16 protein-coding genes are annotated in these 25,377 nt (G+C 65.5%); 4 read left to right on the top strand and 12 right to left on the bottom strand.

Features of this window, described 5'->3' with window-relative positions; genetic code table 11:
- The first annotated feature begins 19 nt into the window (after positions 1-19).
- Positions 20-2,383, top strand: a complete 2,364-nt coding sequence (locus tag JMF82_RS09260; protein WP_201314244.1) for a GH92 family glycosyl hydrolase — start codon at positions 20-22, stop codon at positions 2,381-2,383.
- Between the two features lie 189 nt (positions 2,384-2,572).
- Positions 2,573-3,229, top strand: coding sequence for a TetR/AcrR family transcriptional regulator (locus JMF82_RS09255; protein WP_201314243.1), 657 nt, complete (start codon positions 2,573-2,575; stop codon positions 3,227-3,229).
- A 16-nt stretch (positions 3,230-3,245) separates the two neighbouring features.
- On the opposite strand, the gene JMF82_RS09250 is transcribed toward JMF82_RS09255, so the two are convergent.
- From JMF82_RS09250 to JMF82_RS09205, 10 genes are all read right to left on the bottom strand, one after another.
- Positions 3,246-5,237, bottom strand: a complete 1,992-nt coding sequence (locus tag JMF82_RS09250; RefSeq protein WP_201314242.1) for a biotin carboxylase N-terminal domain-containing protein — start codon at positions 5,235-5,237, stop codon at positions 3,246-3,248.
- Between the two features lie 3 nt (positions 5,238-5,240).
- Positions 5,241-6,398: an acyl-CoA dehydrogenase family protein gene (locus tag JMF82_RS09245; protein WP_201314241.1), complete on the bottom strand. Its 1,158-nt coding sequence runs from the start codon at positions 6,396-6,398 to the stop codon at positions 5,241-5,243.
- Positions 6,399-6,441: 43 nt separating this feature from the next.
- A complete protein-coding gene (locus tag JMF82_RS09240) occupies positions 6,442-8,061 on the bottom strand; it encodes a carboxyl transferase domain-containing protein (protein WP_201314240.1) in 1,620 nt (539 codons plus the stop codon).
- An 84-nt stretch (positions 8,062-8,145) separates the two neighbouring features.
- A complete protein-coding gene (locus JMF82_RS09235; RefSeq protein ID WP_201314239.1) occupies positions 8,146-9,954 on the bottom strand; it encodes an acyclic terpene utilization AtuA family protein in 1,809 nt (602 codons plus the stop codon).
- Positions 9,955-10,228: 274 nt separating this feature from the next.
- A complete protein-coding gene (locus JMF82_RS09230) occupies positions 10,229-11,185 on the bottom strand; it encodes a DUF2268 domain-containing putative Zn-dependent protease (protein WP_201314238.1) in 957 nt (318 codons plus the stop codon).
- A 55-nt stretch (positions 11,186-11,240) separates the two neighbouring features.
- Positions 11,241-12,623 (bottom strand): FAD-containing oxidoreductase, encoded by a 1,383-nt coding sequence (locus tag JMF82_RS09225; protein ID WP_201314237.1) that lies wholly within the window; start codon positions 12,621-12,623, stop codon positions 11,241-11,243.
- A gap of 99 nt (positions 12,624-12,722) precedes the next feature.
- A complete protein-coding gene (locus JMF82_RS09220) occupies positions 12,723-14,018 on the bottom strand; it encodes an amino acid permease (protein WP_201314236.1) in 1,296 nt (431 codons plus the stop codon).
- 9 nt (positions 14,019-14,027) lie between these two features.
- Positions 14,028-16,334 carry an Orn/Lys/Arg decarboxylase N-terminal domain-containing protein gene (locus JMF82_RS09215; protein ID WP_201314235.1) on the bottom strand — a complete coding sequence of 769 codons (2,307 nt, stop codon included), beginning with the start codon at positions 16,332-16,334 and terminating at the stop codon, positions 14,028-14,030.
- A 194-nt stretch (positions 16,335-16,528) separates the two neighbouring features.
- Complete coding sequence (locus JMF82_RS09210) at positions 16,529-18,862, bottom strand: Orn/Lys/Arg decarboxylase N-terminal domain-containing protein (RefSeq protein ID WP_201314234.1); 2,334 nt, start codon at positions 18,860-18,862, stop codon at positions 16,529-16,531.
- 60 nt (positions 18,863-18,922) lie between these two features.
- On the bottom strand, positions 18,923-20,347 hold the full coding sequence (locus tag JMF82_RS09205) for a DcaP family trimeric outer membrane transporter (RefSeq protein WP_201314233.1): 1,425 nt from the start codon (positions 20,345-20,347) through the stop codon (positions 18,923-18,925).
- A 572-nt stretch (positions 20,348-20,919) separates the two neighbouring features.
- Between JMF82_RS09205 and JMF82_RS09200 the strand changes: the two genes are divergently transcribed.
- Positions 20,920-21,762 (top strand): hypothetical protein, encoded by an 843-nt coding sequence (locus JMF82_RS09200; protein WP_201314232.1) that lies wholly within the window; start codon positions 20,920-20,922, stop codon positions 21,760-21,762.
- Between the two features lie 57 nt (positions 21,763-21,819).
- Positions 21,820-23,490 carry a SulP family inorganic anion transporter gene (locus JMF82_RS09195; RefSeq protein WP_201314231.1) on the top strand — a complete coding sequence of 557 codons (1,671 nt, stop codon included), beginning with the start codon at positions 21,820-21,822 and terminating at the stop codon, positions 23,488-23,490.
- 12 nt (positions 23,491-23,502) lie between these two features.
- Here JMF82_RS09195 and JMF82_RS09190 read toward each other — a convergent pair whose 3' ends face one another.
- On the bottom strand, positions 23,503-24,918 hold the full coding sequence (locus JMF82_RS09190; RefSeq protein WP_201314230.1) for an efflux transporter outer membrane subunit: 1,416 nt from the start codon (positions 24,916-24,918) through the stop codon (positions 23,503-23,505).
- A gap of 2 nt (positions 24,919-24,920) precedes the next feature.
- Positions 24,921-25,377 (bottom strand): efflux RND transporter permease subunit (locus JMF82_RS09185; RefSeq protein ID WP_201314229.1); only part of this gene is annotated, 457 nt, incomplete at its 5' end.

The raw sequence follows: 25,377 nt of genomic DNA, 5'->3' as shown, positions 1-25,377 counted from the left end.
CGTCTTTTTGGAAGATCACATGAAACCATCGCTTGGGCTTTTCCGTCGCCATGCACTGGCGGCCACGCTCGTCGCGCTCGCAGGCATCGGCGCGGCCTATGCCACGAAGGGCGGCACGCCGTCCACCGCGGCATCGAGCCTCGATATCGCCAACCCGCTGGTCGGCACGGCGCCACTGGACCGGCAGGAACTCATCGGCAACTCGCCGCCTCCCGGCGAGCCCCTCTATTCGGGCATGACGTCGCCAGGCGCGACGATGCCGCAAAGCTCGACCGAGGCGACCCCGGTCAATCTCAACGTCGACCTCAGCTATCCCGCGGGCGTCGGCATGTCGTACTACTACCCGAGGCCGACGATGATCGGCTTCACCGGCGGCGGCTCGACCTACGGCGGCCGCGCATCACCCATGATCATGCCGGTGGTGGGCGACTGGACTGTGCCGCCCGATTACGCGCAATCGACCTACGACAAGGCCAGCGAGAAGGCCTCGCCCGGCTATTACGCCGTGGATCTCGCCACCTTCCATACCAAGGTCGAGCTCACCGCGACGCAGCGCACCAGCCTGATGCGCTTCACCTTTCCCGAGAGCCATCGCTCGAACGTCGTGGTCAACCTGCGCCGTTCCGGTGGCGACGTGGAAGTCGTCGGCGACCGCACCATCCGCGGCGTCTCGAAGGTCGGACGCCCGGAGCGCGACTCGGACGGCTCCTGGTTCGTCGCCGAATTCTCGCGGCCGTTCACCGCCTTCGGCACGTTCCGCGCGGACCACGACCATGAAGGCTACGGCATCGGCGACGCGGACGTGCAGCCGCAACGGCGCGCGGTGACGGGCAGCTATGCGGGCGCCTACGTCACCTTCGATACGAAGGCCGGCGAGCAGGTGCTGGTCAAGATCGCCCACGGCCACAGTGCCGAAGAAGCCGCGCAGCGACTGCACGACGAAGATCCCGATGCCAACTTCGAGCGCGTGCATGCCCAGGCGCGCGCGGCCTGGTCGAAACTGTTCGACCGCGTCGAGGTCACCGGCGGGACGCCGAAACAGTGCATGCTGTTCTACTCGACGCTGTACCACTCGTTCGCCAGCCCGCGCCTGCTCGCGCGCAAGGGAGAGCACTTCACGGGCAGCGACGGCAAGGTGCAGGTGGCCGGTTACGATCGCTATGGCCCGGTGCCCTTCTGGGACACCGGTCGCAACCAGATCACGCTGTTGATGCTGCTCGAGCCGGATGTCATCAAGAACATCATGCAGTCGGAGCTGGATCGCGCGCGCGAACGCGGCTACATGGACACGTCGTTCCACGGTGACCATGCCGTGCTGCTCTATGACGGCGCGTGGCAGCGCGGCATTCCGTTCGACTATGCGGCCGCTTACGAGTACCTGCGCAAGAATGCGACCGACCCCAAGGGGCCGCGCGGTTATCTGGCCGAATACATGAAGAACGGCTGGATCTCCGACATCGTGCCGCCGGGCAATCCCAGTCCGCCCTATGCAGGCGGCAAGGCGGGCGCCGCTACCACGCTCGAATACGCCTGGGATGACCACGCGCTGGCCGACGTCGCCCGCCGGCTCGGCAAGGCCGACGATGCCGGGATGTTCCTGCGTCGCGCCGCGAATTATCGCAACGTATTCGATCCGTCCGTAGGCTTCGTCCGGGGGCGCACCGAGGACGGCAGGTGGATTGCGCCATTCGATCCGGGCGAGCCGTACTACAACTTCATGATGAAGGAAGCCTCGGGCTGGTCCACGCTATGGCTGGTGCCGCATGACGTGCAGGGCCTGATGGACCTGCTCGGCGGGCGCGACGCGTTCAACGCCAAGCTCGACGCCTTCTTCTCCACGCCGTATACCGCCAAGGGCATCTGCCGCGACTGCACCGGCCTGATCGGGCAGTACGTGCAGGGCAACCAGCCCGACCAGCAGGCGGCGTACCTCTATGCGTGGAGCGGCCAGCCCTGGAAGACGCAGGCGCTGACCCGCCGCATCCTGGATGAGATGTATGGCAGTGACGCCAGTGGCTACGGCTTCCCGGGCATGGACGACCAGGGCTCGACGTCGTCGTGGTATGTGCTCAGCGCGATGGGCTTCTACCCGGTCGACCCATCCAGCCCGGACTACATCCTCGGCAGCCCGATTTTCGACCGCGTTCGCCTGCACATGGGCAACGGCAAGATCTTCGAGATCGTCGCGCGCAACAACTCGGCGAAGAACATCTACATCCAGTCCGCCACGCTCAACGGCAAGCCGTGGACCAGGCCCTGGTTCAGTCACGCCGATATCGCGGAGGGCGCCACGCTGGTGCTCACCATGGGCCCCGAGCCGAACAAGGATTGGGGCGCCGACCCGCACGATGCGCCGCAGTCGATGTCAGTGGGCAAGCCATAGTCCGCGCGCATGGCGCCCTTTCCCGGCTGGGAAAGGGCAAGGTTCGACCATGAGCGAGGCGGCCTGGCATTGATCCACCCCTCCCCGTGCCAGGCTTGCCTCGCTCATTCCTTTTTCACGTTCCAGCCAAAGATGCCCGCGATACCGCAGCGCCGCTAAGATGCAGCGGTGCATTCGATGGGTACAGGCATGCCGAAGTCGCGTCACTCCCAACCGTCCAGGCCCGCGCCCGCCGCCGAAGCCGCGCCGCGGCGCAAGCGCGGCCGCCCGGCGCAGGACGCCAACGAGGGCCTGCGCCGGGAGCTGATCCAGCAATCGGCACGGCTGTTTCGCGAAAAGGGCTATGGCAACACCACCGTGCGTGACATCGCCGCCGCGGCCGGCGTGCACGCGGGCAGCTGGTTCTACTACTTCAAGACCAAGCAGGACATCCTGCAGGCGGTCATCGAGCACGGGCTGACGGTGGCGCTCGCCGACATCGAGGCGATCGATGTCGATGGCCTGGCGCCGCGCGAGGCGCTGCGTCGGCTCGTGAGGGCGCACCTCCACACCCTGCTCGCGCCAAACCAGGACTTCATTCCGGTCATGCTTTATGAGTGGCGCTCGCTGGATACTTCGGCGCAAGCGCACATCATCGCACTCAAGGATCGCTACGAATCCATCTGGTCGCAGGTGATCGAGCGCCTCCACGCATCGGGTGAATGGGCACAACCTACGCCGTTGGATCGGCTGCTGATGTTCGGCGCCCTCAACTGGACGGCCCAGTGGTACCAGGAAGGCGCCGGCATCGGCATCGATGCACTGGCCGACCAGGCCGTGCGATTCATCCTTCGCACCTCGCCCTGAGCGTCACCCGCCCGACTCAGGCCGCGGCGATCTCCACCAGCACGCCGCCGGGCGCGACCTGCGCACCCACCTGTGTGTACAGCCCGGTGACCGCGCCGGCGAACGGCGCCGCGATGCTGTGCTCCATCTTCATCGCCTCGACCACCAGCAGCGCCTGCCCAGCGACCACCGCCTCGCCTTCGGCGACATGCACCGCGACGACGCGGCCATTCATCGGCGTGCTGATGCGGCCGCTGCCGGCCTGTGCGCCCTGGCGCCCCGGCTTGGCGCAGGTGGTATCGATGACCCGATGTTCGACGCCATCCATCACGAACCAGCCGCCGGATTCGATGGCCGCGTAGTCGACCACATGCAGCGCGTCACCGAGTCGCAGGGTCAGGCGATCGGCGGCCGACGAGACCAGCTCGGCCTCGATCGCGCCCCCGTTCCATGCAAGCTCCCAGCGTTGCGCGGCGAGCGCGCGAATACGCATGTCCACGGGCTCGCCGTCGAGCGTGAGGCGGCAGATGGCGGGATACGCGCGACTGCTGTGCCAACCCTGCAATTCGGCCGGATAGCGTCGACTTCCCTCGCCGCGCCGACATGCGAGCAGCACGGCCGCCGCCTGGCGTGCCGCATCACCGGGCGGTTGCCGCTGGCGCCTGGGCGCGGGAAAGTGCTCGTCGATGAATCCCGTCGATGCCTCGCCCGCCAGAAACGCGGGATGCATGACGCATTGCTGCAGGAACGAGCGGTTTGTCCGCACGCCAAGCAGCAGGCACTCCTCCAGCGCCTTCGCAAGGCGCCTGCATGCATCGGCACGATCGACGCCGTGCGCCACGATCTTGGCCAGCATCGAATCGTAGAACGGCGACACGACCAGGCCATCGGCCAAGGCGTGGTCGGTGCGCGCCTCGCGCGGCGCACGCCAGCGGACCACCGTCCCGCTCTGCGGCAGGAAATCCTGCTGCGGGTCCTCCGCGCACAAGCGCACTTCGATGGCGTGGCCGCCACGTGAGCGGCGAGCATCGATCTCCCCCTGCGTCATCGGCAAGGCTTCTCCCATTGCCACGCGCAGCTGCCATTCCACGAGGTCGATGCCAAGCACTGCCTCGGTCACGGCATGCTCCACCTGCAGGCGCGTGTTCATCTCCATGAAGTAGAACGCGCCATCCGGGGCAAGCAGGAATTCCAGCGTGCCCGCGCCAACGTAGCCGATCGCGCGCGCCGCCGCGACCGCAACGGCACCCATGCGCTCGCGCAGCCCAGGGGATACGGCGGGCGATGGCGACTCTTCGATCAGCTTTTGATGCCGGCGCTGAACCGAGCAATCACGCTCGCCCAGGTGGACCACATGGCCGTGCTGATCGGCGAACACCTGGATCTCGATATGGCGCGGCGCGGTGATGGCTTTCTCGAGAATCAGCTCGTCACTGCCAAACGCATGCCCGGCCTCCGAGCGCGCGGATCGCAGCGCGGCGAAAAAGTGCTCCGGCTGATCGACGCGCCGCATGCCACGTCCGCCGCCGCCGGCCGCCGCCTTGATCATCACCGGATAACCGATGCGCGCGGCCTCCTGCGCCATGCGTGAGTCGGACGAGTCTTCGCCTTCGTATCCGGGCACGCACGGAACGCCCGCGACACGCATCAGGCGCTTGGCGCCGGCCTTGTTGCCCATGGCGCGGATGGAGCCGGCGGCCGGCCCGATGAAGACGAGGCCAGCGTCCACGCAGGCAGCGGCAAAAGCATCGCTTTCCGCGAGAAAGCCATAGCCCGGATGCACGGCCTCCGCGCCGGACCGTCGCGCGGCCTCCAGCAGCGCCTCGATATTCAGGTAGGAAGCCTGCGGCTGCGATGCGCCGATCGGCAGCGCGAGGTCCGCCGCCCGGCAATGCGGCGCATCACGATCGGCCTCCGCATACACGGCGATGGTGCGCATCCCCAGGCGCCGGGCGGTACGTTGGATGCGCAGCGCGATCTCGCCGCGATTGGCGATCAACACCGAGCGGAAGGCATGCGGCACGGCCATCGCTCAATCCTTCCTGCCCGGCAGCGTGTTCATGTATTTGCAGATGATGCCGAGCATCACCTCGTCCGCGCCGCCGCCGATGGAGGCGAGGCGCCCGTCACGATAAAAGCGCGAGACCGGGTTGTCCCAGGTGTAGCCCATGCCACCCCAGAACTGCAGGCACGTATCCGGCACGATGCGGGCAAGCCGCCCCGCCTTGAGCTTGGCCATGGAGGCCAGCTCGGTCACGTCCTGGCCCTCGATGTAGAGCTCGCACGCTCGATATGTCAGCGCGCGCAGCGCCTCCACTTCGGTCTTGAGCTCGGCCAGCTTGAAGTGCACCCACTGGTTGTCCAGCACGCTGGCGCCGAACAGCTTGCGCTCGCGAGCGTATTCGATCGTGGCGTCGATGCACCCCGTCAGCATTTGCAGGTTGCTTGCCGCCGCCCACAGCCGCTCCTCCTGGAACTGCAGCATCTGGTAGGTGAAGCCCCTGCCCTCGTCGCCGATGCGGTAACGCTGCGGCACGCGCACGTCATCGAAGTAGATCAGGCCGGTGTCCGACGCGTTCATGCCGATCTTGCGGATCTTCTTGCCGACCGATACACCCCGGGTGTCCATCGGCACGATGATGAGCGACTTGTTCCGGTGCGCGGCGTCATCGGAAGTATTGGCCAGCAGGCACATCCAGTCGGCCTGCAGGCTGTTGGTGATCCACATCTTGCTGCCGTTGATGACGTAGTCGCCGCCCTCCTTGCGCGCATGGGTCTTGATCGCCGCCACATCCGAGCCGGCACCCTGTTCCGACACGCCGATGCACGCCACGGCATCGCCGCTGATGGCCGGCGCGAGGAACTGCCTGCGCAGTTCGTCCGAGCCGAACCGGGCCAGCGCCGGCGTCGCCATGTCGGTCTGCACGCCGATGGCCATCGGCACGCCTGCGCATTGGATGTGGCCGAGGGTTTCGGCCATGGCCATGGCATACGAATAGTCCAGGCCCAGGCCGCCGAACGCCGTGGGCTTGGCGATGCCCAGGAAACCCAGTGCGCCCATCTTCTTGAACAGCTCCCTGGCGGGAAACATCTCGGCCGCCTCCCACGCATCGACCTGCGGATTGATCTCGCTGTCGATGAAGCGCTTGAGGCTGCGCTGCAGCTCCTGGTGCTCGTGGGTGAACTGCATGATGTTTCGCTCCGGTGAGCCTGGCTGTCGAATAAAGGTGACGTCATGGTCGCGCGACGGCGAACTGGACGGGATGCAGCACCCGGCGTCGCGCCTCATCGCAAATGCCCAGCACGCAAGCCAGTACCTTGCGTGTGTCGCGCGGGTCGATCACGCCGTCGTCCAGCAGCCTGCCCGACACGGTGAAGGCGTCGGACTGCCGCTCGAAGGTGTCGATCACCTTGGCACGCATCGCCTCGATGGCGGCGCCGTCCACGGCCTGTGCCTTGCGCTGCATGCCGGCCGCCATCACGGTCGCCATGGTATCCGCCGCCTGCTCCGCCCCCATCACGGCCGTCCTGGCGTTGGGCCAGCTGAAGCAGAAGTCGGGAAAGAAGCCGCGCCCCGACATACCGTAATTGCCCGCGCCGAACGAGGCGCCGCAATGCACGGTGATGCGCGGAACGGTGGCGTTGGACATGGCCTGGATCATCTTCGATCCGTGCTTGATCATGCCGCCCTGTTCCGATGCCTTGCCGACGATGAACCCCGTCGTGTTCTGCAGGTACAGCAGCGGCAGGCCGGACTGGCAACACGCCTGGATGAAGTGCGTGGCCTTGCTGGCGCCCGCCGGGTCCAGCGGCCCGTTATTGGTGATGATGCCCAGGCGGATGCCGCAGATGGCGGCATGCCCCGTCACGGTGGCGGGTCCGTAGTCCGGCTTGAACTCGAGAAAATCCGATCCGTCGACGATGCGCGCGATCACTTCACGCATATCGACCGGCTTGCGATGGTCGGCCGGCGCAATGCCGAGCAGCTCTTGGGCGTCGAACCGCGGCGGCGCATAGGCTTGCTGGGCCGGCGGCAGGTCGCGGTTCCCATCCAGCGAGGCAAGCAATTCGCGCGTGATGCGCAACGCGTCCGCGTCGTCTTCGGCCAGGTACTCGGCCTGGCCCGACACGGTGGCGTGCATCTCGGCGCCGCCAAGCTCCTCTTCCGTGGCGACTTCGCCCGTGGCGGCCTTGAGCAGGGGCGGCCCCGCCAGGAAGGCGCGTGCGCGGTCGCGAACCATCACCACGTAGTCCGACAACCCCGGCATATAGGCGCCGCCGGCCGTGCTGGAGCCATGCACGACGCTGATGACCGGAATGCCGGCCGCCGACAGCCGCGCAAGCCAGTAGAAGATGCTGCCGCCGTTGACGAACGTCTCCACGCGATACGACAGCAGATTGGCGCCGGCCGATTCGACCAGGTGGATGAACGGCAGTTTCTGCGCGAGCGCGATAGCCTGCGCACGCTGGAATTTCTCGATGCCCATCGGTTGCACGGCGCCGGCATCGATGCCCGCATCATCCACCACGACCATGGCGCGCACGCCACTGACCCAGCCGATGCCGGCGATGAAACCACCACCGGGCACGGAGCGTTCCGGATCGGGGTGGTCCAGGCAAAAGCCGGCCAGCGTGGACAGCTCCAGGAAGGGAGCGCCGGCATCGAGCAAGCTACCAAGGCGCTCGCTCGGCAGCAACTGGCCGCGCCGCTCGAAGCGCTCCCGCGAGGCCTCGGACTTGTTGCGCGTACGTGCCTCCAGTTCGCGCAAGCGTTCGACCCATCCGCTTGCCGCGGCATGGTTCCGACGATAGGTTTCGCTCTCCGCGATGACGTGGGTTTCAAGCGTCGGCATCGGCGGCCTCCGGCATCGATGGCAGCGATCTCGCATCGGCGGGCGCGCACGTACCGCGGCAACGATCGGCTGTCGACAACATCGTCATGCCCTCGGCCTCGCCGCCGGGTGATCGGCAGGGACCCGCACCGGCATCGAAAGCAGCACCTGGGCCATGCCCTTGCCCAGCGCGTCGTTGCGCAACGATGCCATGCCGCCGCCACCCAGCGCCTGCTCGCAGACAAAGTTCATGGCATGGATGCCCGGCAGTTCATAACGCATGACGCGCCCCCTGACCAGGTGCGCGAGATAGGCGGCCACGGCGTCCTCCGTCAGCTGCGCGCGCAGCAGTGGCAGATCCTCCGGACGGCGCGGGATCACTCCGATATTGGAAGTGTCTCCCTTGTCGCCGCTGCGCGCATGGGCGAGCGCGATGAGCGGCACCTCGTGCGCAGGCTCCGTGAGTACAGGCGCCGCCGTGTGCACCGCCTGCGAAGGCAACGCATCGGGCGACGCCCCGCCGCGGGGCACGTCCACTGTGACACCCTCGCCACCTTGCAGCGTCACTCGCGGCTGCAACCGCGTCTTGTCGAGCAGGAAGGCGAACTGCTTGATGGCAGGCACCACGCCAGGCCGCCCACCGGCGCCCGTCGTGCCCGGCGCCCACGAGGTGGCCGCCGCGGCGATCTCGCGGGCAAACAGCTCCAGCGCCTGTTTCTGCGGATGCGCCACGGCCAGCCACATCACGGATTCGAAATGCGGCACATCCGGCTGGTGCGGCCCGAACAGGTACGCCGAGCCCAATGTCTCGATATGCGTGGCGCTGTAGTCCGCCAGGCCCGACTGGCGAAAGAGTCCGCGCGTGCGCTCGAGGATGGCCTCGGCCGTGCGCCGCGCTTTCCGGTCCGCCTCGAAACCCACCACGGTGAGCTGGCCGCTGGCGCGATAGCCGTCGACATAGGTGGCGCTAACCTTGTAGTCGGGCGTCGGCGCGCGACCGCGCGCACCGCGCACGTCCACGCGGTGCATGCCGGCCTGCGTCATCGTTACTTCGGTGAAATCACACACCACGTCGGGCAGCACATAACGCGCGGGATCGCCAATCTCATACAGCATCTGTTCGCCCACGGTGGCCGGTGTCACCAGGCCGCCCGACCCTTCGGGCTTGGTAACGGTGAAGCCGCCATCGGCCCGGCATTCGACGATCGGATAGCCGCTGTGCGCCCAGTCGGGCACGTCCTCCCAATCGGTGTACAGGCCGCCGGCCCCCTGGCATCCGCATTCGATGATGTGTCCGGCGAGACTGCCCGCCGCGAGACGATCATGGTCGTCGGCCGCCCACCCGAAGCTGTGCATCAACGCACCGAGCGTGACGGCGCTGTCGACGCAACGGCCGGTGATGACGACCTGGGCGCCGGCGTCGAGCGCGGCCTTGATCGGCAACGCGCCGAAATAGGCGTTGGCGCTGAGCATCTTTTCCGGCAGTGGCTGCCCGGTCTGCAGTTCGCGCACGGCCTCGCCGCGCAGCGCGGGCAGCAACGGCATCACGTCATCGCCCTCGACCACCGCTATCCGCACCGACACGCCCAACTCGTCGGCGAGTGCCTGCAGTGCGGATGCGCAGGCCCGCGGGTTGACACCCCCGGCGTTGGCGATGATGCGGATGTTCTGCGCCAGGGCATCCCTCAGCACCGCACGCATCGCCACGCCCACGAAATCGGTGGCGTAACCCTGCGATGGATCCTTCAGGCGGGCGGAGGCCAGCAGCGACATGGTCAGCTCGGCCAGGTAATCGAACACCAGGAAATCAAGGCGGCCCGATGCAACCAGTTGCATCGGGCCGGTGACGCTGTCGCCCCAAAAGCCACTCGCCCCACCGATGACGACTTCGCGGGATGTCCGGGCCGTGCTCACGTGATCTCGCCTCGCCAGGGAATCGATGGGACAGCCTTCGGGACAATACTAAATCATTTGATTTAATAAATAACAACCACCTCGCTCGACGGGCATGAGGCACCGTCGAGCCGTGCAAAGCGTCAAGGTCACTGGATGCGCCCCGGGCGCTGATCGATCACGCGTGAAGCGGAGGCGTGGCGGGCACCGGGGCGCCAGGACGGCGGGCATGCGCGCGAGCGTCGCCGGGCGAGGTATCCATCATGCCGGCTCGCGCAGGAACCGATCCGGCTTTCTATGGAAGCCGGATGCCAGGGTGCCAGCCACTCCTGGCGAGAAACGCCTTGGGATCGTGCATTTCCAGGATGTCGCGCAGTGCCTGGCGCTTGTCGTCCGCGTGCTGGTAATAGGACTTGACGATGCGATAGCCCACCCAATAGCCGATATCGCCGGGCTTGGTCAGCGTGCCGTTGTAGAGCCACCTGGACAGGTCGGTCTTGTCCGCGTCGGCGACGAACTCGGTTTCGATGTCCTTCTCGCGACCTTTCGCCATCGCTTCCAGATACACATCGGAGACACTTCCCGATATCTGCTCGCCCACGAACTCGGCCGCGCCTTCGATCAGCGACTCCTCCAGCACGGTGGGCTTCGGGTCGTCGTACATCGCCGGAGAGCTCCGCGCCTGCTGCAGGTGGGCGTATTCATGCGCGAGCACGTGCACGAAGCGATCCTCCACGCCGGGCTCCAGATAACCGATCGCGCAAAGCGCCTCGAGGCCGATCATGACGCCTGTCGCATCGCTGATGCCCACGGGCTTGCCACGACCCACGGCAATGGTGACAGGCCCGGACGTCGCCGGCGGGTAGAGCTCACCCAGCTTGTCCAGGGCGACGTTCAGGCGCTGCCGCACCCGGGGCAGTACCGCCATGCAGCGCTTGGCATCCGCATAGATCGCCGGATGCGCGGCAATGGCGTCCGCGATGGACGTGGCCGTGGTGTGACGCTGCTCGAAGAAGCGATGCAGGCCGCCGGAGCCCTGGTCGATATAGTCGTGCTGGAGCTGGTCCGCCGAAGGGTGCTGGCCGGCAGCGTCGTAGAGCTTGTAGAAAAGGTAGACATCCTCGATGTGGATCACCGGCGCCGCATGGGCGTCAGTGACCCGGGCCGACGTTTCCTGCGAAGCATGCGCGCCCGAAGCCAGCAGCATCGCGCCGGCCAACGCCAGGCCTGTCCATCCCGCCAGCTTGTTCATCGAATCCCCCGCGATTCGAACCGTCGGCTTCCAGAAGATGACGCAGGCCTGCCGCTCAGGAAGCTGTCGCTGGCTGCAGGCCCTGCAGTGTCGTCGGCAGCAGCTCCGCCACCGTGGGATGGATGTGGACCGCGTGCGTCACGGTCTGATAAGGCGCCTTGGCATACATGGTGTCAAGCAGGCAGTGGATGGCCTCGTCGCCATTCACGCCCAGGATGGACGCGCCGAGCAGCTGATGATTGCTGCCGTCGACGATCACCTTCATGAAACCGAGCGTCTCCCCGCGCTCGATCGCCCTGCCCACCCGCGCCATGGGACGCACGCCGACGCGGACGTCGTGCCCCTTGCGCACGGCCTCCTGTTCGCTGAGCCCGATTCGCGCCAACGGCGGGTCGATGAACAACGCATAGGTGAGGATGCGGTCGGAGATGCGCCGCGACTCCTTGTCGAGCAGGTTGGCGGCGACGATTTCGTAATCGTTGTACGAGGTGTGGGTGAAGGCTCCCTTGCCATTGCAGTCGCCCACGGCCCATATGCCTTCGACATTCGTGCGGCACTGGTCGTCCACGACGATGTAGCCGTGCTCATCGATCGCCACCCCGGCCTTGTCCAGCCCCAGCATGTCGGTATTGGGGCGGCGCCCCACGGCGAGCAGCAGATGCGTGCCGTGCACCTCCATGCGCGGTTCCGCACAGCGGGCCACGATGCCGACGTCGCCGGCCTTGCCATGCAGCTCGATGCATTCCGCGCCCAGGTGCAGCGCAATGCCCTCGCGCTGCAGGATGTCCACGATGGCGGCGGAGACTTCGGGGTCCTCGCGTGGCAGCAGGCGCTCGCCACGTTCGACGATGGTCACCTCGGCGCCGAAACGGCGGAACATCTGCCCGAATTCCAGCCCGATGTAGCTTCCGCCCACGATCACCAGGTGACGCGGCAGCTCGCGCAGATCCATGATGCCGACATTGGTGAGGAAGGGTACGGTGTCGATACCCGGAAAATCCGGCGTCGCGGCCCGGCCACCCACATTGAGGAAGAACTCGTCCGCCTCGATCACCGCGTCGCCCACCCGCAGGCTATGCGGTGATTCGAAGATGGCGTGCCCACGCAACAGCGTGACGTTCCGCATGCCACCGATCCACTCTTCCACATTGGTGCGTGACCGCTCGGCAATGCCGCGCGTGCGCTTCCACACGAGTTCCATGTCGACGCGGACATCACCCGCATGCACGCCGTATTCGGAGGCGCGCCGGCCCATTTGCGCGGCATAGGCGCTGGCCACCATCGCCTTGGTGGGAATGCAGCCCGTGTTGACGCAGGTGCCGCCGACCAGCTTGCGCTCGATCACCGCCACCTTCCGACCCGACTTGCCCAGGCGCTCGGCCAGCGAGGGCCCCGCCTGCCCCGCCCCAACCACCACGGCATCGAATCGTTGGCTCATGACGCACGCCCCGGCTGTCGACCAAAGCACGAGGGTGGCACCCGGCTGGACAAGAAACCGTCAATGCCGGGGCCAGGGTCCGCGCGGCGGCGCGCCCGGCTAGCGGCGCTTGATGAAGGCGAACAGCGGCATGGAGATCAGCAGTACGAGCAAGGCCTTGCGGTCGAGTTCGGCGGACTGTCCCAGCACGACACTGAGGCAGTACAGGCACGCCACCACCCCTATGACCACGAAGCACTGAATTTTTGCCGTGGACATTTCCAGCGTCTGGTTCAATCGCCACATCGCCAGTATCGAATAGATGTAGGGCACCGACATCAGGATCACGGTGGCATCCGTGATGTGGGAGAACTGCGTCGCCACGTCCGGCGATGTCGACGCCAGCAACATCACCATCATCAAGAGCCCCGTGAACACCAGGTTCTGGACCGGCATGCCGCGCTGGTTGGTCACCGCAAAACGCCGCGGGAACATGCCATCGTCGGCGGCCGCCTGCGCCGACTGGGCCACGATGAGGATCCAGCCCACCAGCGAGCCGGAGGCCTTGAGGATGGCGGCCAGCGAAATGCCGATGGCGGCCCAGGAGCCGAGCATCAGGCGTGCCGCCTCGGCGAACGGTGCGCCGGAGATGCGAAGTTCCTTGCCCGGGATGATGCCCATCAGCACCGTGCAGCAGGAGATGTAGATCACCGTCGAGACCAGCAATCCGATGATGGTGGCCAGGGGAACATTGCGCCTGGGGTTCTCGATCACGCCGGCCGATACCGCCGCGCTCTCCACGCCAAGGAAGGCCCAGAGCGCTATGGAGGCGCTGCGCGCCGTCGCCGACATCGTCGGAATGTTGTCGGGGTTCCAGCTCTCCATGAACACGTCCGGCTTGAACCACAGCCAGCCGAGCAGCCCGACGAATGCAATCGGGATGATGCCGGCGATAGTGCTGATCGTGGTGAAGCCGCCCACCAGCTTCGCGTCGCGCGTATTGATCCAGATGAACAGCCAGATGATGGCGGCGGTGCAGATGTTCGCCGCCCACGGGTGCTTCAGGACGGGAAAGAAGATCGCCAGATAGCCCGTCACCGAGACGGCGATGGCCACGTTGCCGATCACGTTGGCGAACCAATAGAGCAGATTGGTCTGGAACGCCGGAAACCGCCCGACGTGGTCGCGCGCATAGGCATACGGGCCGCCGGGCTTGGGGTCGACCATGCCCATGTGGGCGAAGACCAGGCCCAGGGCGCTCGCGCCTATCGCGGCCACCACCCAGCCGAGGATGGAGATGCTGCCGATATTCGCGAGGCTCGAAGGCAGCAGGAACAAACCTGTCCCCACCATGTTGGCCACCACCAGGGAGGAGGCGCCGACCAGGCCCATCTTCTTGCCGCCACCCGTCACCATGGCAAGCCCTCAGGACTTCAGGCACTGCACGTAGTACTCCCCGTCCTCCGCCTCGACGCCATGCGTGTCGTGACCGAATCCCGGGAAGGTGTCGTCCCAGCTTTGAAGGGCCTTTAGGTAACCGATATAGGGACCGTCCGCGGGACCGGCCGCCTCGCCCGGCATCAGCATCGGGATGCCCGGTGGATACGGCACCACGCTGGTCGCCAGCGTGCGATTGGCGAGATCGGCGAGCGCGACGCGCTCGACCTTGCCGCGCAAGAGCTGCTGATAGGCATCAGCAGGCGACAGGCGGATCTCGGGAAGATTCGAATACGCGCTCTGCAGGTGGCGTGTCTGGCCGGTCTTCTTCAGCTCGGCGAACATCTGGTCGCCCAGGTCGCGCAGCCCCAGTCCGGCGTAACGCTCCGGATGGCTCGCGACGAGGTTGGGCATCACGCGTTCCAACGCCCTGTTTTCGTCGTAGTCGCGCTTGAAGTCGAGCATGGCCGTTACCAGCGTGCTCCATTTCGCCTTGGTGATGCCGATCGAGAACAGGAACAGCACCGCGAAATCGCTGGTCTTCTCCACCTCGATGCCGCGGGCATCCAGGTACGCAGTGAGCAGCGTGGCCGGAAATCCTTGATCCGCGAATGACTCGTCGTCCCGCACCCCGGGCGTCAGCACCGAGACCTTGATCGGATCGAGCATGCAGTAGCCATCCTCGAGATTGCCGAAACCGTGCCAGGTTTCGCCCGGGTGCAGCACCCATGCGTTGGCATCGGTCGCGAGCCATTCCGGCGATGCATCGGCGAATGCCACCCGGTCGCCGTTCTCGTCGGTCACTTCGTCGGGGTTCCAGGTGCGGAAGAACCACGAGCCCTGGCTGGCGAAATCGCGATGCAGGCGTCCCACGATCTGGCGGAAATGGATGGCCTCGTCGATGCTTTCGCGGGTCAGGGAAAGGCCGCCCACGCCATCCATCATCGAGGCAGCCACTTCGTTGGAGGCGATGATCGGATAGAACGGCGATGTCGAGCCGTGCATCATGAACGACTCGTTGAAGCGCGCATGCGGAATCGCGCTTCGCCCGTCCCGCACATGGATGTACGACGCCTGCGAGAACGCGGCCAGCAGCTTGTGCGTGGAATGCGTGGTGAACACCGTCGGCCCGTTGGGGTCGTGCGCGGATGACGGACCGTGCATGGCCAGCCTTCCGGCGTAGATCGGGTTGAACCGCGCGTAGCCGTACCATGCCTCGTCGAAATGCACGCGATCCACCCATCCGCCCACTTCCTGCAGCACTCGCCTGGTGTTGTAGCAAAGACCGTCATAGGTGGAGTTGGTGACGACCACGAACACCGGCTGCTGGTCGGCCAGTCCCTTGGAAAGACTGTTGCTCGCCACCGCGTTGCGCACGTTCTCCTCCACGAACTTGTCCGGATAGATCGGACCGATCAGCCCGTAGCGATTGCGCGACGGCACGAGGTAATGCGGCACCCCGCCCGTCATGGTGAGCCCGTGCTCAATGGACTTGTGGCAATTGCGGTCGCAAAGCACCACCTGGTCGCGCCCGACGCATGCCATGAAGATGATGCGGTTCGAGGTCGACGATCCGTTGGTGACCGTATAACTGCGATGCGAGCCGAAGATGCGCGAGATGTACTTTTCGCTTTCGCCGATGGGCCCGGTGTGGTCCAGCAGTGACCCGATCTCTCCCACGCTGATCGAGAGATCGGTGCGAAAGACGTGTTCGCCGTAGAAGTCGTAGAAAGCGCGTCCGGTCGGATGCTTGAGAAACGCCGTGCCGCCGGTGTGTCCCGGAGTGTGCCACGAGTACTCATGGACCTGGTTGAAGTTGGCCAGCGCCGTGGTGAGCGGGCCGAGCAGCGCGGCAAGATAGATCTTCATGGCCGCCTGCACGCGACCGGCCACGAACGTGGCCGAATCCTGCGAGATCCATACCAGCTCGTTGATCGCCTGCACGATCTCCACGTTGAGCGTACGCGCCTTGCCAGGCTCCGTCATCAGGAAGATCGGCACGTTCTCATTGCGCGAGCGCACCGTGTTGATGAGGTCGATAGCGGCGCTATTGTCGCCGTCACCGCCATCGGACCCCGGCAGCGACCAATCGAGCAGCATCGCATGAAGCGCCGTATCCGCCATGATCATCGAGCGGCCGTCATCCACGTTGGTCGCCGTCACCGTCTCGATGTTCCGGTCCGCGAACTCGTTGGCGAGCGTGCGGCAGGCACGCCCACCTGCGCTTTCCGTGCCGATATGGGAATGGACCAGCAGCACGCGGAACTTCTGGCGCAGGTTTCGACGTTCAAGCATGACGATTCTCCTGGTTGGCAAGCCTGAAAATGCTGACTTCGTTTCAGCCCGGTGGATGCCGGCGCGAGGGGCGCATGCCGTCACGGCAAGGCAGCCCCTCTTTCGTCCCGGCCGTCCGTGGCAGCCCCTTGCATCGCGACGATCCGTCGGCCGGGATGGCGCGCGCAACGCGGTGTGGCATCGAGGATGCCTAATCAGTGCTTCTTCTTGTCCTTGCCCTTCCTGGGTGACGACGCCTTCTCGGCGACGACGCGCACCCACATGTCGCCGTTGCTGTCGGCATGCACGTTCTGCACTTCACGCCCGAAGCCGGGGAACTTCTTGCCGTAGGCTTCGACGGCCTTGAGGAAGTTGACGATCGTGCCGCCCTTGGGGTCGACCCGCTCGCCGGGCATCAATACGGGAATGCCCGGCGGATACGGCACGATCATCAGTGCCGCCACGCGGCCGGCCATGTCGGTGATGCGCACCTCTTCCGTATTGCCATGGATAAGGTGCTGGTATGCCTCCGCGGGCGTCATCGCCTGTTCCGACAGTACCTCGCCGGCCTGGTTGGCCATCGCCTGCAGATCGAGCTCGCTCATGACGCCATGCATCTCGTCGCACAGCTGCGGCAGCGTCACGTCGCGGTAGCGGTCGGGGTAGGCGTGCACGAGATCGGGCAGCGCCTCCTCCAGCATCGCCTTCCGGTCGAACAGCCGCTTGAAGGACATCAAGGTTTCGAGCAGCGTCCCCCACTTGCCTTGCGTGGTGCCTACCGAGAACAACACCAGCACGGTGTAGTCGCCGGTGCGGGCGATCGCCTGCCGGCGCGCATCGAGGAACTTCGCGAGGATGGCGCCGGGGATGCCGTGCTTGGACAGCTTGCCCTTCGCATCCGTACCCGGACAAAGGATGGTCACCTTGGTCGGGTCCAGCATGCAGAAGTCGTCCTTCACCACGTCGTCGGGCAGGCCGTGCCAGGCCTCGCCCGCCCTGAGCGTCCAGCACTCGGGCGACGTCGCCAACACGTCCAGCGGCGCCTCATGGAACGCCACCTGCTTGCCCTTGATGCTCACCTTGGGTGGCTGGAACAGGCTGAAGAACCATTCGCCCTCGTCCTTGAAGCGCTGGTTCGCGATGGCGACCGCGCGCCGGAACGCCACGGCAAGGCTCACCGTTTCGCGCAGCAAGGCCGGGCCCGACGGTTCGTCCATCATCGCCGTGGCGATGTCCAGCGATGCAATGAGCGGGTAATACGGCGAGGTCGTGCCGTGCATCATGAAGGCTTCCTTGATCGGCGACCACGCGATCTCGCCCCGCTGGCTGTTGCTCACATGGATGTACGACGCCATCGAAAAGGCGGGCAGCATCTTGTGCGTCGACTGCACCGCGACCACGGTGGGACGGTTCTTCATGTCGCGCGGCACGCCCATCGCGTAGCGATGCTCGTAGATCGGATGGAACTTGCCATACGCGTACCATGCCTCGTCGAAATGCACGCGCGGCACGCTGGCGGACAGCAGCTCCGTCACCTTGTCGACGTTGTACAGCAGGCCGTCGTAGGTGGGGTTGGTCACGACGGCATACACGGGCTCCCTGGATGTCGCCCCTTCGGCCAGCGGCGACTCCTTGATCAGGCCCTCGATGTGCGCGCGCGAAAAACGCTTGGGCGGAATGAGGCCGATCATGCCGTAGCCGTTGCGGCTCGGCTGGAAGTACACCGGTCGCGAGCCCGCCAGGGTCATCGCATGATTGAGCGATTTATGGCAGTTGCGATCGGCGATCACCATTTCGTCGCGGCCGACGGCCGCCTGCACCACGATGCGATTGGACGCGGACGACCCGGCCAGCACGTAGAACGTCCAGTCGGCGCCGAACACGCGGGCAGCCATGCGCTGCGATTCGGCCGGCGGGCCTTCGATGTCCAGCCACGAACCCAGCTCGGCATTGGAAATGCCGATATCGGCTCGCATGATGTTTTCGCCGAAGAACTCGTGGAACTCGGCGCCGGCGGGATGCTTGAGGTAGGCCGCGCCACCCATGTGGCCCGGCGCATCCCACTGGTAGGCACCCTCTTCGGTAAGCTTCTTCAGTGCCTTGAAGTACGGTGGCAGCAGCCCGCTGTGGTAGTCGTCGATGGCGAACTGCAGGCGCCGCGCGAAGAACTCCGGCGTCTCGCTGCCGATGTTGACGTATTCCCGCACTTCCCGGATCAGGCTGAGCGGGACATCGGGCGCCTCCACGCTGCGGGTGATCAGGAAAATAGGCACGCGCAGCGATTTCTCGCGCACCGCGCGAACGAGGGACATCACCGGTCCTTCGGACATTGCGGCGGTCTCGCCCAGGTTCCAGTCGATCGCGACGGCAGAATACGAGGGCTTGCCGCGCGCCACGGCGAGGCCGTCTTCACAGCTCAAGGCCTGCACGACCTGGATGCCACGCTGCCGAACCGCATCGCCAAGCCGCGCCAGCGCAAGCCGCAACACCGATCCCTCGTCCGGCAGATCGCTGGTGACATAGAGGATCCAGGGGTTGTTCATCGACATGGGTAAAACCCTCTCGTGATGGAAACCGGCTTGCCTGCCGGCTGCACTGCCGGTCCGACCTCAGGGATTGAGGTCATAGCGCAACGTGGTCTGCAGGCGCTGGCCCTGCCCGCGCGCATCGGTCAGGTCGATGTTCTGGCCCCACAGGTATTCCACGCCGAGCATCGCGCGTTCGCTGAATTGCCAGGCGAGGTTGAGCGAGGCGAACTTGGTGCTCTTGGGCATCGTCGAGTCGATCAGGAGATTCGACTGCGGGCTGATGCGCAGGTAGCCGTACGACATGCTGGAGGTCAGGTTCTCCAGCCATGCATGCGTATAGCCCGCGCCGTAACCGCGGGCCCGGATCGCGCGAAGATCACCCTGGGGATTGAACGCGGCGTCCAGCCCAAGGCCCGAGATGTCCTGCAGGAAGTTCGCATAGCCCTTGCCGTAGCTGAACCACCCTTGCACGCTGTCGTGCTCGAACACCTTCGTCGTGCCGGTGAGCTGCGTCGCATAGCCAGTGGTGCTGCGCGTCCTCGCGTCCGCGTTCTCCACCCGCAGGTCGCGGAACAGGTTGGCCCATTGGATGTGCCAGTCCGGCGCCTGCCAACGCAAGCCGAGGGTGATGTCGGGACGGCGCGAATAGGTCTGGAATTCCGCGAGCACGGCAGGCACCGTGATGTCGGCATTCGGCTTCTCGAGCGACATGGGCAAGGTCAGCACGCTTTCGCCGCTCTTGTAGAGGACCGGCGCGAAGCGGATCTGCGGCCCGTACTTGAAGGTGAAGGAGTTGGGGCCTTCATAGTCCAGCGTGTTGGGGAACACGTCGATGTCGGTGAACGCCGAGATGTTGTAACCGGCCAGCAGCGTGTAGCGGTCGTTTTCAAGCTCGCCATAGAAGGCCTGCAGGTTGTACGGCATGTCGCCGCTGCCGCTGCCGAAGAAGTTGTTCTTGTAGACGATCTTGAGCGTGCCGTAATCGGTGTCACGCCGGTAATCCATGCGGAAGATGCTCTGCCTGGCGCTCATTTCCGAGCGCCTCCCGCTGTCGTAGAACGGCTGCCCGCGCACCGGTATCGACGAGGGCACGAACAGGTCGGGCGCGCCCATATAGGTGCTGTCGACCATCGCATCGAGCTGCGCGACCAGGTCGACCTTGAGCAGGTTGCCGGTATCGCCCAGGCGGATGTAACCCTCGGGCAAAGGTTCGGACGCGCCGGCCAGCGCCGAGGGCGGACGATACGCGGGCGGGCTTGAGGGCGCCGGTGCAGAAGCTGCACTGACCAGCGGCGCCGACGGCGCCGGAGCCGGCTTGGCCGCAGCCTGTTCGCGCTCCCTGGTTTCCAGCTCGTCGAGCCGTTGCTGCATTTTCTGCATTACCTGTTGCTGCGCCTGCATTTGCGCCTTCACCTGCTCGAGCTGCGCCCTCAGTTCGGCAGCATCCGAGGACTGCGCATGCGCGCCTGGACTTGCCGCCGCGACACCGCATAGCAGGAGCGGCACCAGCGCGCGCGCACTCCTTGGTGAGGAACCAGAATGCTTCCCGTACATGACGACACCCCTCGGATCAGGTTGACAGGAGGTTGCACGCAATCGGCTTCATCGGCTTCCGGAACCCCTACCGGAATGCATGCTCGAACGAGTCATGGATCGACGACCTTCCCTCAAGGTCGCGCAGGAACATATGCCGCTGCGTAGATACACCAATGGATGTGTAGAAGCGCTGAAAAACAGGGGCTTTATCGTCTATCCGACAAATTACGTAGATACGCGGCCAGCACTCCGACGAACTACCTAGGTAGAAATACGGAGCACTTTTTAGGCACTGCAAATAGACGTCGATTCCTGTTGCAGCAGCCGTGTTTTTTCACGGCGCATCCATGGAAAAAGCCCGGGGCGAGGCAGAGAATGATTCACAGGGAACGCGGTGGATCGGACGTCACGTTTGACGATCCGTTGATCGGGACGGATGCGCCAGGCATGCAGGCCACCACCACGGGCGAGCCGTCGATGCGATACCGGCACGGCCACCAGGGAAACAGGCACGGGGATCACCACCAACGCTAGGGGGCCATATGTCTTCATCGCGCTTCGCATTGCCGGCATGCGTCATCTGCCTGGTGTTGGCGTCCACACCCGTTCACGCCGACGACCACCCCATGCTCGACTATTTCTCGGTGAGTGGCGGCGTATTCGCCAACAGCTTTTCCGGCAGCCTGCGAGCCGACGGCAGTTTCAAGAACTCCGGGACGACGCTGGATTTCTCACGCGACCTCGGCGAGGGCGGCACGCGCTACCTGCCCTTCCTGAACGTCACATGGCGCCCGTGGGACCGGCATGAATTCGAGTTCGACTACTACCACGATTCATCCAGCCACTCCCGCACGCTCAACCGATCGCTCGAATTCAACAACCAGACCCTGCTTGTCGACACGACGCTCAAGTCCGACTTCACTCTCGACGCCTATGGCCTTACCTACCGCTATTGGGCGTGGATAGGCGACAAGGGAGCATTCGCCCTCGCCGGCGGCCTGCAGGCCTACAGCTTCGATCTCAAGCTGACGGGAACCGTGTCGGCAAGCGGTGCCGGCGGCGGGGCGTCCGCTTCCCGCGAAGGGCACGCCAAGGCATCGACCAACCTGCCCGACCCTTCGATCGGCCTGTCGTATCGCTACCAGTTCGAGTCCTGGGCACGCTTCGTCACCGATGCCGGCGCGTTCAAGGCGAACATCGGCAACATCGATGCCACGCTCTACAACTTCCGCCTCGGCGTCGAGTTCTATCCGTGGGAAAACTGGGCCATCATCACGCAGTACTCGTACAACAAGATCGACGCCGACGTGGACAAGGATCGCTTCCACGGCAATGCGACCTTCAGGTTCAGCGGCGGACAGGTGCTGCTGAAGTACCGCTTCTAGCCACGGCGTGGCTGGCAACGCGACAGCGGTTCCGCTCGTCATGGTGCATCCGGCGCCATGACGGGTGCGCGTGTTTCACTGCTGTCCTGGTTGCGCGGCTACCCACGGGCATGGACGCGCAGTGACCTGCTGGCCGGCGTCACGGCAGCCGCGATCGTGCTGCCCAAGGCGCTGGCCTATGCCACGGTGGCCGGCCTGCCGATCCAGGTGGGCTTGTATACCTGCTTCGTGCCGATGCTGGTGTATGCGCTGCTGGGCACGTCGCGGCCACTCAGCGTGAGCACGACGACCACGCTGGCCATCCTCACCGGCACGGCGCTGGCGCAGGCGGTGCCCGATGGCGATCCCGTGGCACTGGCGAAGGCCACGTCGATGCTGTGCCTGTTGACCGGCGGCATGCTGGTCGCGGCGGCGGTGTTGCGGCTGGGTTTCGTCGCCAACTTCATTTCCGCGCCGGTGCTGACCGGATTCAAGGCAGGCGTGGCCGTCGTGATCGTCGTCGACCAGCTGCCCAAGCTGCTTGGCCTGCACATCGCCAAAAGTGGCTTTGTCCACGATCTTGGCGCCATCGTCGTGGCGCTGCCGCATCTCTCGGTCGCAACGTCGGCCGTGGGCGTGGCGGCCATCGCATTGCTGGTCGCCATGGAACACGTGGCGCCGAAGGCGCCTGCGCCACTCGTGGTGGTGGCGCTGGGCATCATCGCGGTGCCGTTGCTGCATCTGGATACGCACGGCGTCACCGTGGTGGGCCACGTCCCCACGGGCTTTCCTTCGCTCACGCTGCCCGACCTGTCGCTGGCCGGCACGTTATGGCCCGCTGCCGCCGGCATCGCGCTGATGAGCTTTACCGAGACGATCGCCGCAGGACGCGCCTTCGTCGCGCCCGGCGAATCGTATCCGCAGCCCAACGGCGAACTATGGGCCACGGGACTGGGTAACGCGCTGAGTGCTCCGTTCGGTTGCATGCCATCGGGTGGCGGCACCAGCCAGACCGCCGTCAATCGCATGGCGGGCGCCAGGACGCAGCTCGCCGGCCTGGTGACGTCGCTGGTGGCGCTGGCAACCATGCTGCTGTTGGCGCCCTTCATCGGCATGATGCCCAACACCATCCTGGCGGCCATCGTCATCGTCTATTCCATTGGCCTGTTCAAGCCGGCCGACTTCGCGGCGATCCGTTCGATTCGCCGTACCGAATTCTGGTGGGCCGTGGCGGCGCTGCTGGGCGTGGTCCTGCTCGGTACGCTCAAGGGCATCCTCGTGGCGATCGTGGTGTCGCTGATGTCGCTGTCGTACCAGTCGCTCAATCCGCCGCTCTACATATTGCGGCGCAAGCCCGGCACCGAGGTATTCCGACCCACCTCCGATCGCCACCCGGATGACGAAGCCACGCCCGGGCTGCTGATCCTGCGGCCCGAGGGCCGCCTGTTCTTCGGCAATGCCGATCACCTCGGGCAGCGCATCCAGCCGATGCTGGAAGAAAACCGCCCACGCGTCCTCGTGCTCGACATGAGCGCTGTCTTCGACGTCGAATACACCGCGCTGGTCGCCTTGATCGACGCCGAGGAAAAGCAGCGCCTGGCGGGTACCGAGCTTTGGCTGACCGGACTCAGTCCCGGCGTGCTCGCCACGCTGCGCAAATCGCGCCTCTATGACGCGCTGGGCGAGCATCGGATGTTCTACACCGTGGCCGACGCCCATGCGGCATGGCTGAAACGCGCACCGCGGTGAGTGCGCGGGCCGTCAATGGTTCTGGGCTTCCGCCACCGCCTCCTGCCCCGTGGGCCAACCGTAACCCAGGGCCTTGTAGACGTTGATCACCTCGATCAGCCGCTGCGCCTGCAGGCCCGACTGCGTGAGCTGCGCATTGAAGAGGCTGCGCTCGGCGTCCAGCACCTCGAGGTAGCTGGTGTAGCCGCCCTCGAAGAGGTCGCGCGCCAATGAAGCGTACTTGTGCAATGAAGTGACCTGGTCGTCGGTGAAGGCCAGCTGCTCCTTGGTGCGCTGCTCGCCGACGAGCGCATTGTCGACATCCGCAAACGCGCTCTGGATCGCCGACTGGTAGGCCAGCAAGGCCTGCTGTTGCCGGGCCTCGGCCTGCTTTACCGAACCCGAGATCGCCCCGCCGGTGAAAATCGGCTGCGCGATGCCGGCGGCGTAGGACCAGGTTCTGGCGGGTCCTTTCCACAGCGAATTGAGCCCGGTGCTGGCCTGGCCAAACAGCCCGGTAAGGCTGATGGTGGGAAAATACTGCGCTTTCGCCGCGCCGATCAGTGCGTTGGCGGAAACCAGGGCCTGCTCGGCCTCGCGGATATCGGGGCGCTGGTTGAGCAGGTCCGACGGCAGCCCGGCGGGTATCGAGGGCAAGGTGATCTGGTCGATCGGCTTGCCACGCGGAATCGGCCCCGGGTTCTGGCCCAGCAACAGCGAGAGCGCGTCTTCCTGCTGTGCGATCTGCTGCGCGATGGCGGCCTCGGAAGTCTTGGCGACCGCGTATTCCGACTCGGCCTGCGAAAGCTGCACCTGGGAAATCACGCCGCCCTTGAAACGCTCCTGGAACAGATGCAGCGCATCCTCGCGCGTGGCCACGGTCGCCTGGGCGATCACCAGCCGCTGATCCAGGTCGCGCAGCGTGATGTAGCCGGATGCGACATTCGCCTCCAGCGACACCAGGGTCGCCTGTCGCGCGTATTGCGTACCCAGCAGGTCGGCCTTGGCCGATTCGCGCAGGCGCCGCAGCTTGCCGAACAGGTCGATTTCCCACGACATCGCCGCATTCACCTGCACCTGCGAGGTCTCGTACGAGGGCGTCAGCGGCGTCGCCGCGGCACGCTCACGCCCCGCGCCGGCGTTCAGGCCGAGCTGCGGAAACAGCGCCGAGCTGGTCTCGGCAAGGCGACCCCGGTATTCCTCGATGCGGGCAATGGCGATGGCCAGGTCCTTGTTTTGCGCAACGGCCTTGGCGACCAGGTCATCCAGCACGGGATCGTTGAACTGGGACCACCAGCTGGCGTTGAAACTCGTGGTGGCGTTCTGGTCGGCGAAGCGATAACCGGCGGGCACATCGACATCGGGACGATGGTAATCGGGGCCCATCAAGCAACCCGCCAGCATGGCGCACAGCATCGACGGCAGCAGCGGACGGCGCAGGGTATGCATGGTCAGCCCTCCTGCTCCGGCGAGGCCAGCCCATCGGCGGGCTTGGCATGCGGGTCCTCATGCGTGCCTTCCTTCTTGGCCGCCTTGCGGCCGGACATGGCCTCCAGGCCCCAATAGAACATCGGAATGAAGAACACCGCGATCACCGTGGCGCCCAGCATGCCGAATATCACGCCGGTACCCAGCGAACGGCGGCTTGCCGATGACGCGCCACTGGCGATGGCCAGCGGAATACAGCCGAGCACGAAGGCCAGCGAGGTCATGATGATCGGGCGCAACCGCAACTTGGCCGCGTGCAGCGCCGCCTCGTACGGCGACATGCCTTCCTTCTCGCGCATCTCCACCGCGAACTCGAAGATCAGGATCGCGTTCTTGGCGGCCAGCGCGATCAGCACGGTGAGGCCGATCTGGAAGTAGACGTCGTTCTCCATGCCACGCAGCAGGATGCCGATCAGCGCG

It is taken from the genome of Dyella sp. EPa41 (assembly GCF_016586165.1).
Classification (GTDB): Bacteria; Pseudomonadota; Gammaproteobacteria; order Xanthomonadales; family Rhodanobacteraceae; genus Dyella.
Note: the sequence above shows the minus strand (reverse complement) of the source record. Positions and strands in the feature narration are given on the sequence as shown.

Coding starts and splice junctions, on each gene's coding strand:
- JMF82_RS09225 (WP_201314237.1), bottom strand. CDS start 12,623: ATGAGCCAACGATTCGATGCCGTGGTGGTTGGGGCGGGGCAGGCGGGG.
- JMF82_RS09230 (WP_201314238.1), bottom strand. CDS start 11,185: ATGAACAAGCTGGCGGGATGGACAGGCCTGGCGTTGGCCGGCGCGATG.
- JMF82_RS09255 (WP_201314243.1), top strand. CDS start 2,573: ATGCCGAAGTCGCGTCACTCCCAACCGTCCAGGCCCGCGCCCGCCGCC.
- JMF82_RS09220 (WP_201314236.1), bottom strand. CDS start 14,018: ATGGTGACGGGTGGCGGCAAGAAGATGGGCCTGGTCGGCGCCTCCTCC.
- JMF82_RS09210 (WP_201314234.1), bottom strand. CDS start 18,862: ATGTCGATGAACAACCCCTGGATCCTCTATGTCACCAGCGATCTGCCG.
- JMF82_RS09195 (WP_201314231.1), top strand. CDS start 21,820: ATGACGGGTGCGCGTGTTTCACTGCTGTCCTGGTTGCGCGGCTACCCA.
- JMF82_RS09240 (WP_201314240.1), bottom strand. CDS start 8,061: ATGCCGACGCTTGAAACCCACGTCATCGCGGAGAGCGAAACCTATCGT.
- JMF82_RS09260 (WP_201314244.1), top strand. CDS start 20: ATGAAACCATCGCTTGGGCTTTTCCGTCGCCATGCACTGGCGGCCACG.
- JMF82_RS09250 (WP_201314242.1), bottom strand. CDS start 5,237: ATGGCCGTGCCGCATGCCTTCCGCTCGGTGTTGATCGCCAATCGCGGC.
- JMF82_RS09190 (WP_201314230.1), bottom strand. CDS start 24,918: ATGCATACCCTGCGCCGTCCGCTGCTGCCGTCGATGCTGTGCGCCATG.
- JMF82_RS09245 (WP_201314241.1), bottom strand. CDS start 6,398: ATGCAGTTCACCCACGAGCACCAGGAGCTGCAGCGCAGCCTCAAGCGC.
- JMF82_RS09200 (WP_201314232.1), top strand. CDS start 20,920: ATGTCTTCATCGCGCTTCGCATTGCCGGCATGCGTCATCTGCCTGGTG.
- JMF82_RS09215 (WP_201314235.1), bottom strand. CDS start 16,334: ATGCTTGAACGTCGAAACCTGCGCCAGAAGTTCCGCGTGCTGCTGGTC.